Annotated in this window: 14 protein-coding genes; 1 reads left to right on the forward strand and 13 read right to left on the reverse strand. The window is 32.0% G+C overall.

Annotation, left to right across the window (positions count from 1 at the left end):
* Positions 1–2 precede the first annotated feature (2 nt).
* The 13 genes from T1L09_RS08745 to T1L09_RS08805 all read right to left on the reverse strand — a co-directional run bounded on the left by T1L09_RS08745 (position 3) and on the right by T1L09_RS08805 (position 15447).
* Positions 3–1616, reverse strand: coding sequence for a CTP synthase (locus tag T1L09_RS08745; RefSeq protein ID WP_322550575.1), 1614 nt, complete (start codon positions 1614–1616; stop codon positions 3–5).
* A gap of 162 nt (positions 1617–1778) precedes the next feature.
* On the reverse strand, positions 1779–2009 hold the full coding sequence (locus tag T1L09_RS08750; protein ID WP_322550576.1) for a DUF3820 family protein: 231 nt from the start codon (positions 2007–2009) through the stop codon (positions 1779–1781).
* Between the two features lie 417 nt (positions 2010–2426).
* Complete coding sequence (locus T1L09_RS08755; protein ID WP_322550577.1) at positions 2427–2837, reverse strand: DUF4190 domain-containing protein; 411 nt, start codon at positions 2835–2837, stop codon at positions 2427–2429.
* 84 nt (positions 2838–2921) lie between these two features.
* Positions 2922–3326: an OsmC family protein gene (locus tag T1L09_RS08760; RefSeq protein ID WP_322550578.1), complete on the reverse strand. Its 405-nt coding sequence runs from the start codon at positions 3324–3326 to the stop codon at positions 2922–2924.
* Positions 3326–5209, reverse strand: coding sequence for a LysM peptidoglycan-binding domain-containing protein (locus tag T1L09_RS08765; RefSeq protein ID WP_322550579.1), 1884 nt, complete (start codon positions 5207–5209; stop codon positions 3326–3328). The genes T1L09_RS08760 and T1L09_RS08765 overlap by 1 nt, the downstream gene beginning before the upstream one ends.
* A gap of 9 nt (positions 5210–5218) precedes the next feature.
* A complete protein-coding gene (locus T1L09_RS08770) occupies positions 5219–7144 on the reverse strand; it encodes a LysM peptidoglycan-binding domain-containing protein (RefSeq protein WP_322550580.1) in 1926 nt (641 codons plus the stop codon).
* 63 nt (positions 7145–7207) lie between these two features.
* A complete protein-coding gene (gene guaA / locus T1L09_RS08775; RefSeq protein ID WP_322550581.1) occupies positions 7208–8740 on the reverse strand; it encodes a glutamine-hydrolyzing GMP synthase in 1533 nt (510 codons plus the stop codon).
* Positions 8741–8844: 104 nt separating this feature from the next.
* Positions 8845–10023: an AIR synthase related protein gene (locus T1L09_RS08780; RefSeq protein ID WP_322550582.1), complete on the reverse strand. Its 1179-nt coding sequence runs from the start codon at positions 10021–10023 to the stop codon at positions 8845–8847.
* A 75-nt stretch (positions 10024–10098) separates the two neighbouring features.
* Positions 10099–10542: a hypothetical protein gene (locus tag T1L09_RS08785; RefSeq protein ID WP_322550583.1), complete on the reverse strand. Its 444-nt coding sequence runs from the start codon at positions 10540–10542 to the stop codon at positions 10099–10101.
* Between the two features lie 11 nt (positions 10543–10553).
* Positions 10554–11375, reverse strand: coding sequence for an OmpA family protein (locus T1L09_RS08790; RefSeq protein WP_322550584.1), 822 nt, complete (start codon positions 11373–11375; stop codon positions 10554–10556).
* A 52-nt stretch (positions 11376–11427) separates the two neighbouring features.
* Positions 11428–12288: an OmpA family protein gene (locus T1L09_RS08795; protein ID WP_322550585.1), complete on the reverse strand. Its 861-nt coding sequence runs from the start codon at positions 12286–12288 to the stop codon at positions 11428–11430.
* Between the two features lie 121 nt (positions 12289–12409).
* Positions 12410–13186, reverse strand: coding sequence for an OmpA family protein (locus tag T1L09_RS08800; protein WP_322550586.1), 777 nt, complete (start codon positions 13184–13186; stop codon positions 12410–12412).
* A gap of 74 nt (positions 13187–13260) precedes the next feature.
* On the reverse strand, positions 13261–15447 hold the full coding sequence (locus T1L09_RS08805) for a glutamine synthetase III family protein (protein WP_322550587.1): 2187 nt from the start codon (positions 15445–15447) through the stop codon (positions 13261–13263).
* A 121-nt stretch (positions 15448–15568) separates the two neighbouring features.
* On the opposite strand from T1L09_RS08805, the gene T1L09_RS08810 reads away from it, so the two are divergent.
* Positions 15569–16135: a DUF1543 domain-containing protein gene (locus T1L09_RS08810; protein ID WP_322550588.1), complete on the forward strand. Its 567-nt coding sequence runs from the start codon at positions 15569–15571 to the stop codon at positions 16133–16135.
* Positions 16136–16137: the final 2 nt, after the last annotated feature.

Genomic DNA, 16137 nt, shown 5'->3' on the forward strand with positions numbered 1-16137 from the left:
AATTATTTATTCTTATGTTGCACAGCTGCCGCTACAAAACTCACAAACAATGGGTGTGGATTGGCTACTGTACTTTTATATTCTGGATGGTATTGCACGCCAATGAAAAAGGGATGTGATGGAACTTCAATAATTTCCACCAAATTAGTATCTGGATTTACTCCTGAAGCAACTAATCCTGCTTTTTCAAATTCGTTTAAATACGCACCATTGAATTCATAACGGTGCCGATGGCGCTCCATAATTTCTGTTTTACCATAGATTTTGTGAGCCAATGAATTTTCTTTGATACTGCATTTCCAAGCGCCTAAACGCATAGTTCCTCCTTTATTTTCAACATCCTTTTGTCCTTCCATTAAATTAATGACTGGGTGTTTTGTGGCTTCGTTCATTTCGGTTGAATTTGCATCTGCATAACCTAAGACATTACGAGCATATTCTATAACAGCCATTTGCATTCCCAAACAAATTCCTAAAAATGGAATATCATTTTCTCTAGCATAGCGAACTGTATCAATTTTTCCTTCAATTCCTCTTCCGCCAAAACCTGGCGCTACAAGAATACCGTCTAAGTTTTTCAACTGTTCGTGTGCAGAATTAGCGTCAATAAATTCAGAATGAACCGAAATTACATTTACTTTGGTTTCATTTGTTGCACCTGCATGAATGAAAGATTCTATAATTGATTTATATGAATCTTGCAATTCAACATATTTTCCAACCAAACCTATATTTACTTCGTGTTTTGGATTTTTAAACTTGTGTAAGAACTCATTCCATTGTTTCAGATCGGGGGTATTTTTTTCAGATAAACCTAATTTTTTCAAGGCTACTCTGTCTAATCCTTCTTCTAACATTAAATTTGGAACATCATAAATAGTAGAAGCATCAATCGATTGAATTACTGCTTCCTTCTTTACGTTTGAAAACAAGGCTAATTTCTGACGAATTTCATCTGATAATTCATGCTCTGTTCTACAAACTAATATATCCGCTTTAATTCCACTTTCCATTAAGGTTTTAACAGAATGTTGCGTTGGTTTTGTTTTCAATTCTCCGGCAGCAGCCAAATAAGGCACTAATGTTAAATGAATACATATTCCATTTTGTTCTCCTAATTCCCATAACAATTGACGCACTGATTCGATGTAAGGTAACGATTCAATATCTCCAACTGTTCCACCAATTTCAGTAATTACAATATCAAACTCGCCACTTTGCCCTAACAACTGCATGCGCTGTTTGATTTCATTTGTAATATGAGGAACTACTTGAACTGTTTTTCCTAAAAATTCTCCTCTACGCTCTTTTTCAATCACTGAAAGATAAACTCTTCCTGTTGTTACGTTATTCGCTTGTGAAGTAGGAACATTCAAAAAACGCTCATAATGACCCAAATCTAAATCGGTTTCTGCACCATCGTCAGTTACATAACATTCACCGTGTTCATACGGATTTAAAGTTCCAGGATCTACATTAATATACGGATCAAACTTTTGAATTGTTGTTCGGTATCCTCTGGCTTGCAATAATTTAGCTAATGAAGCTGCGATAATCCCTTTTCCTAAAGAAGAAGTCACACCACCAGTAACGAAAATATACTTAGTTTGGTTCATTGTGTTGTTGTTTGTTGTTGTATTGTTGTTGCGGCTTCTAGTCGAAAATTATCTGTACTAAAAACGTGCAAAGATAGGTTATAAAATTAGAATTCAGAAATTAGAATTCAGAAATTTTGCCTCGAACAAATTCTTATTTGAAGTTTAAAAAAGGATTGAAAATTATTTTTTCGGGAAGTTTCTACGAATATTACGAACTAATTCTTCCAATCCGTTTAATTTGAGTTCGTGTACCAATTTTAATTGTTCGCCCAATTGTCCTTTGGGAAAACCTTTATTGGAATACCAAATTACATAATACTCCGGGAGATCAATTAAATGATAGCCTTCATACTTACCAAAAGGCATTTTTGTGTGGGCAAGTTTGATTAGAATTTCTCTTTGTTGATCCAAAATTATGGTTGTATAACTAATTTATAAAATGAAAATATAAAAAATAAAGTGCTGAAAATAATATCTAAATATACTGTTTTTTTATAATTATTAGAATTGAGCATTGGGTTAATTCCAATCCTCAAAAATAATTGAATTAAGAAAAACGAAAAGAGCCGAATACTATAACTATTGTAATGTAAAGCTTCTGCAAAATTAAATCTTACTATTTCTGAAAAAGCACGTGTTAACCCTCTGCTTTTGCAATAAATTATAGGCATTCCTTCACATGAAGAAACAATACTTAGAGAAAGATAGGGAAGATAAAAAGAATAAAAAAAGATAAATATAATTATCAATGTGAGAATTATATTTATCCTTTTGTATGATGAAATAGCGTAACACAAATAGTTATTCACTATAATTTTGATTTGATATTTATTCGACTATGATAGAGTCATTCAGATTTAAACTATCATTTTCAACTTGAATAGAATCTTCTGTTCTTTCTATTTCTACTTTTAATGAATCTAAAGCATTACCTAATTCATCTTTATTTGCCATAATTGCAGTACCAAAAGTACCAACAATTACAAGCATCCAAATGATTACAAATAAAGTTGCGACAATTCCTAAGATTAAACCTGCAATTGGCATAGCTTGAGGTGCATTCCCTTTTTTAGCTTGTGAAAGTCCAATTGCTCCAAGAACAATAGCTAAAACTCCAAAAATTATTGCAATTAATCCGAAACAAGGAATAAATGCAGCGATCACAGCTACGATACCTAATACCAACGCCGTAGTTCCCATTGATTGTCCGGCAGTTGAAGTATAAGAATTATTTTCCATTATCTTAATTGTTTTAAATTTCAACAAACTTAAAATAAAAAATTAAACCTCAAATAACAATACTATTAAGTTATCAACAAAAAATTACTTCCAGTTAAAAGTGATTTCCTTTTTAATTTCGGAATGCAAACTAAAGAAAACCGGACAAGTCATTGCTGTTCTTTCTAAAATAGTTTTTATTTTATCGTCGGGATTAATACTGAAATTAAACGTTATGTGAATCTCCGTGATTCTTCTTGGATCAGTTCCCATAATTTTGGTGACTTCTGCAATAGAGCCAGAAAAATCTACTTCTAAATCCTTTGCTTTAATTCCCATTACAGTGAACATACAACTTGCTAAACCATTTGCAACAGTATCTGTTGGAGAAAAAGCTTCTCCTTTTCCATTGTTATCTAAAGGTGCGTCTGTTATAATTTCTGAACCTGATTGTAAATGTATTGATGATGTACGTAGATCACCTAAATAAGTCACTTTTGATGTCGCCATTATTGCACTTGTTTAATCGTTAAGTCATTGTCGTAATATAATAAGTAGCTTGCATCGTTTGAAATTAATCCATTCACCGAATTGTAATCAAAGCCACTTTCAACATATTCTGTTTTAATAGTGCTGGCCGAAGCTGCAAAACCTTCTTCTTGGCAAATGCGTAAAAGAGTATCAAAAGTTACATCAAATCCTTTTTTTGCAGCTGCATTTGGCGTAATATTATTAATTTTTCTATATTCTTTTTCAAATATTTTTTCTTCAGCAGTACTAACAACTTTAGTTGATGAAGGAAACATTAATTTTAAATCAGTTAGATTCTTCATTGGAATTTCCTCATAATCTAATGCACTATATAATTCAAAAACGGCTAGCTGAATGTCATATTCTTTTTGCAAATTTCTAAGAATGTTTGTAATACTTAATATCGTTCCAGATTTCTCAATTTCTAAAATTACAAAGTTCTTTTTACCTTTAACCAATTGTGTTTTTAAATTTACCAAATCTAAACTTCCTTTATCAGTAAAAACGGCGTGTTTTACTTCCGGATAATTTGCTATTATAAAATCTTTTGACGTTGTTTTTTTCGAACTAATCATTGCAATTACATTACCATCATTTTCTTTAAAATAAGTAAATAGTGATGCTCTAAGAAGTTCTTCTGCAGGAACTGAATAGTACAAATTTGGCAATGGTAACCCTCTTTCTTTAGATAGCGGAGAAATTACTGGTGTATTAAATTTGCTGAGTAATTGAGCAGTGGTTTCTGTAACAGAATTTTGGAATGGTCCAATAACAGCATCTACATTTTCAAAATTATTTTTAGAAATAATAGCAGCAACATTTGAAGAGAATTTTGAACTTTCTACATCATAAATCTTAACATTCACTGGTAAACCAAGTACCTTGGCAGAATCAATTGCCATTAATGCTCCCGAATAAAAATCTAATGTTAAATTTAAAAATTTGTTAGTTTTCAAATATTCAGATTTGGATTTTAAAGAATCTCCTTCAATTTTATTCAAATTAAAAGGAAGTAATAATACTAAATTTCTTTGTTTCGTTTTGTCTATGGTCGCAAATAAATTTAACTTATTTTTCGGTGTTAAAACAGAGTCTTTAGCCGTGATATTTAAGTCAATTGAAGGAACGCGCAACAACATCCCAATTTTCAAACCATCTTGTAGGTCTGGATTTAATGAGATTAATTCGCCTTGTGCAATATCAAATTTTTTAGATAAACTATAGAGCGTTTCTTTTGGCTTAACTTCATAGGAAGATAAAGCGGTTGGCGTCGTTTTTTTAACTACGAATCCCGGTTTTAGAACGAGTGTAGTTCCTATGTTTAAACCCCCAACAATTTGTGGATTCAATTTTTCAAGTTCGGCAACTGTAAGTCCGTATTTAGTAGCAATTCCATATTTAGTTTCTTGTGCTAAAACAGTATGAGTCGATGTACTTGGAATAATTTTGACGCTTTTTTGAGTAGTTAAATTTGTAGCATTACTCTTTGCAGAACTAGGCTTTGAAACGTAAATATCCTGTCCTTTTTTTAAGCCTTCTTTCAAACTTTCCTTATTCCATCGTTCTAAATCTGCAACAGTCACCTTATACTTCTTAGCAATTCCAAACAATGTTTCCTTCTCGCCAACTTGATGAACTAGTGTTGCTTCGGACAAAGTTTTAGGTATTAACAAAGTTATATTTTCTTGAATACCATTCTTAGCATCTGGATTCAGTCTATAAATATCGAACGGCGTAACTTCATACTTTTTGGCAATACTAAAAACTGTTTCTTTGGCTTTAACAGTATGTTCTATGAAATTATTTTTTTGGGCATTAGCCCAAGTGTTGAAAAAAACAAAAAACAAAAATATAGTTCTCATTTATTTTTTTTAATTATTGTAAGTTAACCTTACGATTAATAAATCTTTGTAAAGTTCTTCATTTTGATTTAAATTATAAAAACGCAAAGCATTAACAGCATTTGATTCCAATTTAACGTAAACGTAATAACTTAAAGTATTAAAGTTATAAAAAAAAGTTGTTTCAGTTTTACCATTTTTAATTAATTCCATTACTTTTTCATCTCGTATTTTTGCGTCGGTAAATTTTCCTACAACTAGATAATAACCATCTCGGACAGTCTTTAAATTTTCGATAACTTCTATTGAAACAAGGTTCATACTTGGAACGAAAGCATCTGATTTTTTATCATCATTTTTAGTAATTAACTCAGGGTTATTTTCAACCTTTTCCTTGTATCTCTTTAACCTTTGCAGTGCTAACGCATCATCATATAATCGAGATTCTTCACTGTAGAAAGTAGCTTTTTTAAGTTTTTCTTTAATAACTGAATCTTTTTCACCAGCTAATTTTTCAATTTCATTTAGCAAAGCATCATTTTGAGTATTAGTTAAATTCTGTTCGTTTTCCAACTGAATTATAGCTTCATCTGAAATGATGTTTTTCGAATTTCCAGAAGCCAATTCTCTTGACTTCTTTTTATAAACTTTATTTTCTTCTAAGTTAATTTGCTTTACTTTATTCATAATTAATGAATAATTTGACCTGTTATTGGCTAAATCTTTCTTCAATTCTTGCAATAGGCTGTTGGTTTCCTTTAAGTTGGCGTAGGAATTTTTTTCTAGCTGTTTCGCAGTTTCTAAATCTGTAATTTCTTTAGTTTTTAGTGCTTCTACATCCAACTTCATGTTGTATACCAAAGAATCTAGTTTATAAAGCAATACTTCTTGAACATTTTTGTTCGCTTCTAAAACCAATCTTAATTTTTCGGCTGAACCACTTTTTTGTTTGTCAATCTCATTCAGATCTACTTTAAGTGAATTTACTTTGAGTACTTTTTCGTTCATTTGATTTTGAACTATGACGCGATCTTGTAAATCTTCAATTTCTACTGTTTTTTTAGTTAGTTCGGCCGAACCAATTTTATTTTCAGCTTTTAATTTAGAGTTCTCAATATTTATTGCTTTCGATTTTTCTAAAGCAATTTGCTTTTCAGCGATTGCAACCATCAGCTCCTCTCTACTATTTGTAGGTTGAAATTGTTTTAAATTTATTGCTAATTTAGTTCCAATGTTTAATCCTGTCGTGATTTCAGGATTTTGCAGTTCTAATTGATCTATCGAAATACCATATTTTTTGGCAATGCCAAACTTTGTTTCTTGAGGAGCTACCGTATGAAAAATAGTTTCATCATTAATTACCCTTGCTTTTCCCTCTACTGTTTTTTTCTTATAAGGAATTTTGATTTCTTGACCAATACGAAGACCATTTTGTAATAAATCGGTATTTAAAACATCTAAATCAGACACTGAAACATTATATAATCTTGCGATACTAAACAAAGTTTCTTTTGGTTTCACTTCGTGTAAAGCATTTTCACTGTCATTAAAAAAAGACCTACTTTTTGTAGCTAACGAAGCCACAAAATTTTTATTTAATTTAGGAATTGTAATTGTAGATCCAACTCTTACAGAATTTTCTGCTAAATTGGCATTTAACTGTTTAATTTCTTCAATGGTTACATTATATTTTAATGCAATACCATATAAAGTTTCTTTTGGTTTAACTTCGTGTGTAACTAAATTAATTACAGAAACAAAAAGTACTTGATTTTCTTTTAATCCATTTTTTACATCTGGATTCAATTCATAAATTTCATTGGTAGAAATATTGAATTTTTTTGCTATTTGATTTACCGTTTCTCCTTTATTTACAATGTATTCTACAAAAGATTCCTGTGCAGTGACAGATTGAAAAAAAAGTGCTAAAAAAAATAATTTAAAAGAAAATTTCATCTATGTAGGTTGTTTTGGTGGTATAAAATTAAAATTCATACCACTGTGTTTAAAACTTCAGGTTTATTCCCATTCAATTGTTGCTGGTGGTTTTGAGCTAATGTCATACACAACTCTATTTACACCTCTAACATTATTAATAATTTCATTCGATATTTTCATCAAAAACTCATAAGGTAAATGAACCCAATCAGCTGTCATTCCATCGGTAGATTCTACGGCTCTTAACGCTACTACTTTTTCGTAAGTACGCTCATCGCCCATTACTCCTACACTATTTACGGGTAACAAAATTGCTCCTGCTTGCCATACTTTGTCGTATAATCCGTGCTCTTTTAATCCGTTGATAAAAACAGCATCAACTTCCTGCAAGATCGCAACTTTTTCTGGTGTAATATCACCTAAAATACGAATCGCTAATCCTGGTCCTGGGAACGGGTGACGACCTAATAATTCAGGATCAATTCCTAAAGTTGCACCAACTCTTCGAACCTCATCTTTGAATAACATTCGCAAAGGTTCAATTACTTGTAACTTCATAAAATCAGGCAATCCACCTACATTATGATGCGACTTAATCGTTGCTGATGGTCCGCCAGTCACAGAAACTGATTCAATTACGTCTGGATAAATTGTTCCTTGACCTAACCATTTCACATCCGTTAATTGGTGTGCTTCATCGTCAAAAACTTCAATAAACGCTTTACCAATTGCTTTACGTTTTGACTCTGGTTCATCTAATCCTGCCAAAGCATCCAAGAATCGTGCCGAAGCATCCACTCCTTTCACGTTTAAACCCATTCCTTTGTATTGATCTAATACGCTTTGGAATTCGTTCTTACGAAGTAAACCATTATTTACGAAAATACAATATAAATTAGCACCAATTGCTTTGTTTAATAAAACCGCTGCTACTGTAGAATCTACACCCCCTGAAAGCCCTAAAACCACTTTATCGTTTCCGATTTTTTCTTTCATTTCGGCTACAATTTCCTCTACGAAAGCATTGGGAGTAAAGGTTTGAGGTACTTCAGCAATTTTCACTAAGAAGTTTTCTAACATTTGTTTTCCATCTGTTGAATGATATACTTCTGGATGAAATTGAATCGCATAAGTTGTTTCGCCTTCTATTTTATACGCTGCATTTTCTACATCTTTCGTACTTGCAATTTTCACACCATTGGTTGGTAAATGCTTAATAGAATCAGAATGAGACATCCAAACTTGGCTATTTAATTCTACTCCTTCTAAAAATACTTCATTTTCTTTGATGTAAGAAAGATTTGCTCTTCCGTATTCTCTTGTATTTGAAGCCGCTACTTCACCACCTGAAAAATGGGCTAAATATTGTGCACCATAACAAACGGCTAGTAAAGGCATTTTCCCTCTAATCTGAGATAAATCGGGATGTAAAGCTTTTTCCGAACGAACAGAAAATGGGCTTCCTCCTAAAATTACAGCTTTATAAGATGATAAATCGGTTGGGATTTTATCGAATGGGAAAATTTCGCAAAAAATGTTTAATTCTCTTACTCTACGAGCGATTAATTGCGTGTATTGTGATCCGAAATCTAGTATTAATACGTTTTGTTGCATTGGTATTGATATTGTTGTTGTTGTTGTTGTTTTAAAATTATAGTTTTTTTTACCACAGATTTTGGAAATTTCTATAATTTTAAAAATCTGTGTTGTAAAGAATTTTAATATTCGAATTTACCGTATTCTGATGTGATCGTTAATTTTTTACTTTCAGAAGCTTCTACTCTTCCTACGATTTGTGCGTCAATGTTGAATGATTTTGAAATTGCAATTATATCTTGAGCCACTTCAGCGGGAACGTAAATTTCCATACGATGACCGCAATTGAAAACTTGATACATTTCTTTCCAATCCGTTTTTGATTGCTCTTGAATCAATTTGAACAAAGGTGGAACCGGAAATAAATTATCTTTAATCACGTGAACGTTTTCTACAAAATGAAGCACTTTTGTTTGTGCACCACCACTGCAATGTACCATTCCGTGAATCTCATTTTTAGTATATTTTGAAAGAATTTGTTTGATTACTGGTGCGTAAGTTCGCGTTGGCGAAAGTACTAATTTACCAGCGTCAATTGGACTATTTTCAACAGCATCGGTTAATTGGGCTTGACCCGAATAAACTAAATCCATAGGAACAGAAGCATCGAAACTCTCTGGATATTTAGTGGCTAAATACTTTCCAAAAACATCATGACGAGCCGAAGTTAAACCGTTACTTCCCATACCACCATTGTATTCTTTTTCATAAGTTGCTTGTCCGAAAGAGGCTAAGCCTACAATTACATCACCTGCTTGAATATTGGCATTATCAATTACGTCTTCACGCCTCATACGAGCAGTAACTGTTGAATCTACAATGATTGTTCGCACTAAATCGCCCACATCAGCAGTTTCTCCACCCGTTGAATGAATCGTTACACCGTGATTTTTTAATTCCGAAATTAATTCTTCAGTTCCGTTAATAATTGCTGATAAAACTTCGCCAGGAATTACATTTTTATTTCTTCCGATTGTTGATGAAAGTAAGATATTATCCGTTGCACCAACACATAATAAATCATCAATATTCATAATTAATGCATCTTGAGCAATTCCTTTCCAAACCGAAATATCGCCTGTTTCTTTCCAATACATGTATGCTAAAGAGGATTTTGTTCCAGCTCCATCAGCGTGCATAATGATACAATATTGGTCGTCGTTCGTTAAATAATCGGGAATAATTTTACAAAATGCTTGTGGAAATAAGCCTTTGTCTATGTTTTTTATAGCTTTATGTACATCTTCCTTAGAGGCAGAAACACCTCGTAAATTGTAGCGTTTGCTAGTGTCAGAACTCATAAATATAGTGTGTTGTTGTTGAGTCACAAAGATAGTTTTTAAAATTAGAAATCAGAAATTTAACAATTAGAAAAACTAAATTTTAATTTGATAAATTTCATTAATAACTTCAGTTGCATTATTGGGCGCTTGTACGTTTGTGATTTTATAACTAGTATAACATTCTTGCTTCGTCGCCTCAATATCATACGTAATTGTTATTTCTTTGAGAGATCCTGTACTTTCGTTATTTAAAGTAATAACAAAAGTATTTTGAAGTAAATTTTTGGTACTTGGAAAAATTCGAATTAAATTATTATTAGCCTCGAAAACAAATGGAATTAATTTCTCATCTAAATCTTTAACTGAAATTTGCTGAACTGTAAAGCTTTCATTTACAAACACATTTTCTAATGTTGTTGCATCAATGACATTTACAAATAATGAAGCAGGTTCCGCGATGTTACCTTCTTCACATTTATCGCAACTAACGCTTAACATTATGATTGCTAAAACTAAAAAACCTAAATATTTTTTCATATTTGTAACTTTTATTTACTTAAAATTTCAATTTCAACCCTTCGATTTGCTGCGGCTTGTGCTTCAGACGTTTCTGGAATGGGATAAATTGGTTGCGATACACCGAAGCCTTTTGTCTGAATGCGATGTTGTGCAATACCTTGATATACTAAAAAACGTTTAATTTGTTTGGCTCTATCGGTTGATAAGTTTCGTGGATCTCTTCCGATACAGCATATGTGACCTTGAATTTCAATTTTTAATGTTGGATTGTCTACCAATATTTGAAATAAATCCCAAAGCGCTGGCTGCGACTCAGGAACAGTTGCGAATGTATTTTGATAGAAATTAATATTCTTCAATACAATTTTAGTTCCTACTCTTGCTAATTTTACTTTCTCAACTAAAGGCAAACTGTCTGGAATTTCAATTATTTCTTCAATAATTTCTGTAGTTCCTAAAATTTCATTCTCTTTTGCTAAATCTTTTTCTTGCAAAAAATGAATAATGGCTTTTCTGTTTTGGGCCTTATTAGATGAGTTTACACCTTTTTCACCCAAAGAAATCGTTTGGAAATCGGCTCTAATTTGTACTTTATCCTTAATATGACTATAAATAAAATTGACACGCTTTTGAGAAAGCGTATCGTTATAACCCGAACTTCCAACTTCATCCGTGGAGCCGGTTATTGATAAGATTTTTGAATTTTGATTTTCAATAATCCATTTTGTTAATTTAGCGTATTCTGTTTTGTTTAATTCAAATTTATTATTATCAAAGAAAAAAGAAACCTTCTCTTGTGCAAAAGCAAAAGTGACTAAAAACAACATTACTAAGGAGAGGATTTTTTTCATTTTTTACTTTTGTAATTAGCAATAATCTACTATATATAAAATTATGCCAAAATTAATTCTCTAAAATAAGAATTTCAACTCTACGATTTTCGTTTCGTTCCACTTCATTTTTTTCGGGAATTTTATGAATTGGATTTGTGCTTCCAAAGCTTTTAAAGTTTAAACGTTCATCATCTATATCATTTGCGACCAAATAATTGTGCACAGCGATTGCTCTAATTAAAGCAATATCTTCCGGATCTTCTCCTAATTGGCAACAAATATGCCCTTGAATTTCGATTTTTACTTTTGGATGTGACACCATAAACTCTAAGAGTCCTTCCATAACTGGCAATGATTCTGGTACAAAAATACCAGATCTATCATAAAAGTATAGGTTGTTTAATATTAATTTGTCGCCCACTTTAACTGAATCATATTGCTCGTCCTTTTTTGTCGGCAGCTCAACTACTTCTTCATTAAAATCAATTGGTTCAGAATCTGGCAGTAAAATGTTAGGAACTTCTACCGTTTCTAGCTCCTCTGTTTTTTCAACATAAGGAATGGATTTATGCTTTATTTTAAAAAGAATATCAACTCTTCTGTTTAGCTCTTGTTTGCTATTCATTCTTGTACGTTCACCGAAGCCTTTTATAATCAGAGTTTCTGAAAAAGAAATTATTGATTTGTCTTTTAATTCATTGTAAACGGTGTTAATTCTTCGGTATGCTAAACTATCGTTATAATCTAAAGTTCCATACCAATCACAATAGCCATTTATCACTAAAACTTCTTTATCACTATTTTGATTTAACCATTTTAAAAACAATTCATTTTGCTTCGGGTTAAACGTTTCCTTATTGAAATCAAAATAAAAACTTGCCTTTTCTTGTGCGGAAAGTACTAGTCCAAAAAGCAATAAAAAGTATTTCATTTGAGGTGTTTTATTGAAACGAAATTAAAACTAAAATAGTATTAAAAAAAGCGAAATGGCTAAAGAATGCTATCACACAAATTAAATAACTGACGATCAAACAATTAAAACAATAATTAATTTAATTTACTATACTCATTATCTGAATTTCAACACGTCTATTTTCATTCCTTTCGTCTTCATTTTTTTCTGGAATTTTATGAATTGGTTTTGTACTTCCAAAGCTTTTAAATCCCAATCGGTTTACTGTAATTCCTTTATTGATCAAATAATTATAAACTGCTAAAGCTCGAAGTCTTGCCGTTTCTTCTACATCAGTTCCTTCTTGACAACAAATATGACCTTGAATTTCGATTTTTAAATTGGGGTTCTGATTTAAAATAGCTAATAATTCTTCTAAAACCGGTTTCGATTCTGGAACAAAAATACCGGACCTATTATAAAAATACAAATTTTTTAAAACCAATTTATCACCAACTTGAGCCGATGCAACTTGATTTCCTAAAGTAGTTTCTTTTTGAATTTCTTTCGGATTAACGATTACGTCTTCGTAATAAATTTCCACTTTTCGATTTAAAGCTAAATCACTTTCTTGTTGAAAATTTTCACCTTTCGCTATTATTTCTAATGACGTTTGATTTGTCAATTTTTCAATCAAATTTCGGACGGATAAAGCTCTATTTTTCGATAATTTATCATTGTATGCATTACTTGCGCGAAAATCACAAAATCCAACTATTTTGATAAATTTCAAGTTTTTATTTCGCAAAAAATCATCCAATCGATTTAATTCAACTTTATTTAATTGGTGCGAATCGGTGTCAAAATAGACCTTGAATTTGCTTTGGCCAAAAACACTAAGATTCATCAAAAAAAACAGGACAACTATATTTTTCATTTCATTCATATTTATGCCGAAAATAAAAAAAACCTACTTAATTAAGCAGGTTTTTAGCATTTATTTTTCAGTGATTATTTAGTAAATAACATCTCTCTGTATTTTGTTAAAGTCCAGATTTCATTATCAACCAATAATTCTAATTTATCTGCGTGGTAACGAATTTCATCAAAGTAAGGTTTCACTTTATCACAATAAGCATTTGCCATTTCTTCCGTATTGGTAAGAGCATTTGCTTTTTTGCGTTCGTCGATCATTTTTTCGACTTTCGTATTAATCCCTTCAATATGTCCTGAAATTTCCTTAATTAATGTAATTTGTTCTTTGGCAATTTGTTCGAAATCTTTACCAAAAATCTCTTTTAATCCTTTTACATTTTCGATCAATATATTTTGGTAACGAATTGCTGTCGGAATTACGTGATTACGAGCGATATCTCCCAAAACTCGTCCTTCGATTTGAATTTTTTTGATATAATCTTCTAATTCAATTTCATAACGCGATTCTACCTCAACGTGATTCATTACGCCCATTTCTCCAAAAACAGCAATAGCCTTTTCAGAAACTTTTGCTTTTAACGCAGCCGGAGTTGTTTTATGATTGCTTAGTCCTCGTTTTTTTGCTTCAATTTCCCAAGCTTCGCTATAACCGTCGCCTTCAAAAAGAATCGCTTTGGTTTGCTTGATGTATTCTCTTAAAACATTAAAAATAGCTTCGTCTTTCTTGAAATCATTTGCTTCAATCAAAGTATCTACTTCTTTTTTGAAATCTTTTAATTGTTTGGCTACAATTGTATTTAAAGTGGTCATGGAAACGGCACAATTCGCAGACGAACCCACCGCTCTAAATTCAAATTTATTTCCCGTGAAGGCAAAAGGTGACGTTCTGTTTCTATCCGTGTTATCTAATAATACGTCTGGTAATTTTCCAACTACGTTTAATTTTAAATCTGTTTTTTCTTCGGGCGATAATTTTCCTTTGGTAACACCTTCTAATTCCGCTAAAACCTTAGTCAATTGTTCTCCAATAAATACCGAAATTATAGCGGGTGGCGCTTCATTTGCTCCCAATCGATGGTCATTACTAGCTGAAGCGATTGATGCTCTAACCAATTCTTCATAATCATGAACCGCTTTAATTGTATTCACGAAGAAGGTTAAAAACTGCAAATTGCTCATTGGTGTTTTTCCTGGAGTCAATAAATTAATTCCAGTATCTGTTGCTAACGACCAATTGTTATGTTTTCCAGAACCGTTAATTCCTTTGAAAGGCTTTTCGTGAAATAGTACTTTAAAAAAATGACGCTCAGCCACTTTTTGCATCACATCCATTAATAATGAATTATGATCTACTGCTAAATTACTTTCTTCAAAAATAGGAGCTAATTCAAATTGATTAGGCGCTACTTCATTGTGGCGTGTTTTTACAGGAATTCCTAATAACATACATTCGTTTTCTAAATCACGCATATAGGCTAAAACTCTTGTTGGAATTGAACCAAAATAATGATCGTCTAATTGTTGTCCTTTTGACGCAGTATGTCCTAATAATGTTCTTCCGGTTGCCATTAAATCGGGTCTAGAATTGGCCAAAGCAATATCTACTAAGAAATACTCTTGTTCCCATCCTAAAGTTGCTGTAACCCGTTTTACGTTTTTATCAAAATATTTTGCTACGTCTGTTGCGGCAACATCCATAGCCGTCAAAGCTCTTAATAAAGGAGTTTTATTATCTAACGCTTCTCCTGTATACGAAACAAAAACCGTAGGAATACACAATGTAGTGCCAAAAATAAATGCTGGTGAAGTTGGATCCCAAGCTGTATAACCTCTAGCTTCAAACGTATTTCTAATTCCTCCATTTGGAAATGAAGAAGCATCTGGTTCTTGTTGAGCCAATTGACTTCCACCAAATTTCTCAACTGGGTCACTTCCATCGGGAAAAGTTTCGAAAAAAGCATCGTGTTTTTCAGCAGTTGTTCCTGTTAAAGGTTGAAACCAGTGGGTATAATGTGTTACTCCTTTTGACAAAGCCCATTCTTTCATTCCTAAAGCAATATATTCTGCAATTTTTCGGTCGATTTTTACACCATCTGCCGCTGCTAAAACTGCTTTATAGGCTTCTGCGGTTAAAAATTGGCGCATTGCTTTGTCTCCAAAAACATTACTACCAAAAATGATTGATTTTCTGTCCAATTCTTCCACCTGAACCGGTTTTCTGTCGGATGCTGTTTTTATTGCTTGAAATCGAAATGTTGACATAAAGTTGTGTGTTTTGAGTTATACCCTTGAAAAGTTATGCAAATATATTATTTTTTCGGTTAAATTTACATTACACCCCATTTTTTTTAGGGTTAAAATAAATTTTTACTATTTTTACAAAATGAACGCAACTAATCTATATATGATAATGCTCGGCTGTACTCCAAAAGGACGTTTTACAGAACAACACGACATTTTTTTTGGAATCGGGAAGGATTTGAAAGAATTAGTTCCGGAAATGAAGGCTTTTTGGCCAGAAGCAAAAGGTAAAATTCATATTGACGCATGGCAAAAAATTACGCAAGTTGAAGATTATACGATTGAAGTAGTTTCAAAAGAAACAGAAGTTGAAGGTTTAGAAAAATTATTCTTTTTAAACTTAGGCGGTTATAAAGAAGGAGATTTTGAAGAATATCATTATAAGGTATTAGTAGTTGCAAAAACAAAATCCGAAGCCATAAAGAAAGCGAAGAAAACTACTTTCTTCCAAAATGTTGGTTTTAAAGGTGGAGGCGAAACACATATCGATGATAAATATGGAGTTGACGTCGATGATATTCACAAGATTGATGACATTTTAGACGTTCAATACAAATTGAATTACCAACTTAAAATAACAAAAACCGACACGCTTTCAACAGATGAAAAACATATTGGTTACCTAGCACTAACGAAGCTGAAAAAATAAAA

The sequence above is a fragment of the Flavobacterium psychraquaticum genome (assembly GCF_034497725.1).
Lineage (GTDB): Bacteria > Bacteroidota > Bacteroidia > Flavobacteriales > Flavobacteriaceae > Flavobacterium > Flavobacterium psychraquaticum.

Bases quoted from the DNA above. Each gene is read 5' to 3' on its own strand.
- T1L09_RS08745 (WP_322550575.1), bottom strand. From the start codon at position 1,616: ATGAACCAAACTAAGTATATTTTCGTTACTGGTGGTGTGACTTCTTCT.
- T1L09_RS08755 (WP_322550577.1), bottom strand. From the start codon at position 2,837: ATGGAAAATAATTCTTATACTTCAACTGCCGGACAATCAATGGGAACT.
- T1L09_RS08760 (WP_322550578.1), bottom strand. From the start codon at position 3,326: ATGGCGACATCAAAAGTGACTTATTTAGGTGATCTACGTACATCATCA.
- T1L09_RS08765 (WP_322550579.1), bottom strand. From the start codon at position 5,209: ATGAGAACTATATTTTTGTTTTTTGTTTTTTTCAACACTTGGGCTAAT.
- T1L09_RS08770 (WP_322550580.1), bottom strand. From the start codon at position 7,144: ATGAAATTTTCTTTTAAATTATTTTTTTTAGCACTTTTTTTTCAATCT.
- guaA (WP_322550581.1), bottom strand. From the start codon at position 8,740: ATGCAACAAAACGTATTAATACTAGATTTCGGATCACAATACACGCAA.
- T1L09_RS08780 (WP_322550582.1), bottom strand. From the start codon at position 10,023: ATGAGTTCTGACACTAGCAAACGCTACAATTTACGAGGTGTTTCTGCC.
- T1L09_RS08785 (WP_322550583.1), bottom strand. From the start codon at position 10,542: ATGAAAAAATATTTAGGTTTTTTAGTTTTAGCAATCATAATGTTAAGC.
- T1L09_RS08790 (WP_322550584.1), bottom strand. From the start codon at position 11,375: ATGAAAAAAATCCTCTCCTTAGTAATGTTGTTTTTAGTCACTTTTGCT.
- T1L09_RS08795 (WP_322550585.1), bottom strand. From the start codon at position 12,288: ATGAAATACTTTTTATTGCTTTTTGGACTAGTACTTTCCGCACAAGAA.
- T1L09_RS08800 (WP_322550586.1), bottom strand. From the start codon at position 13,186: ATGAAAAATATAGTTGTCCTGTTTTTTTTGATGAATCTTAGTGTTTTT.
- T1L09_RS08805 (WP_322550587.1), bottom strand. From the start codon at position 15,447: ATGTCAACATTTCGATTTCAAGCAATAAAAACAGCATCCGACAGAAAA.
- T1L09_RS08810 (WP_322550588.1), top strand. From the start codon at position 15,569: ATGAACGCAACTAATCTATATATGATAATGCTCGGCTGTACTCCAAAA.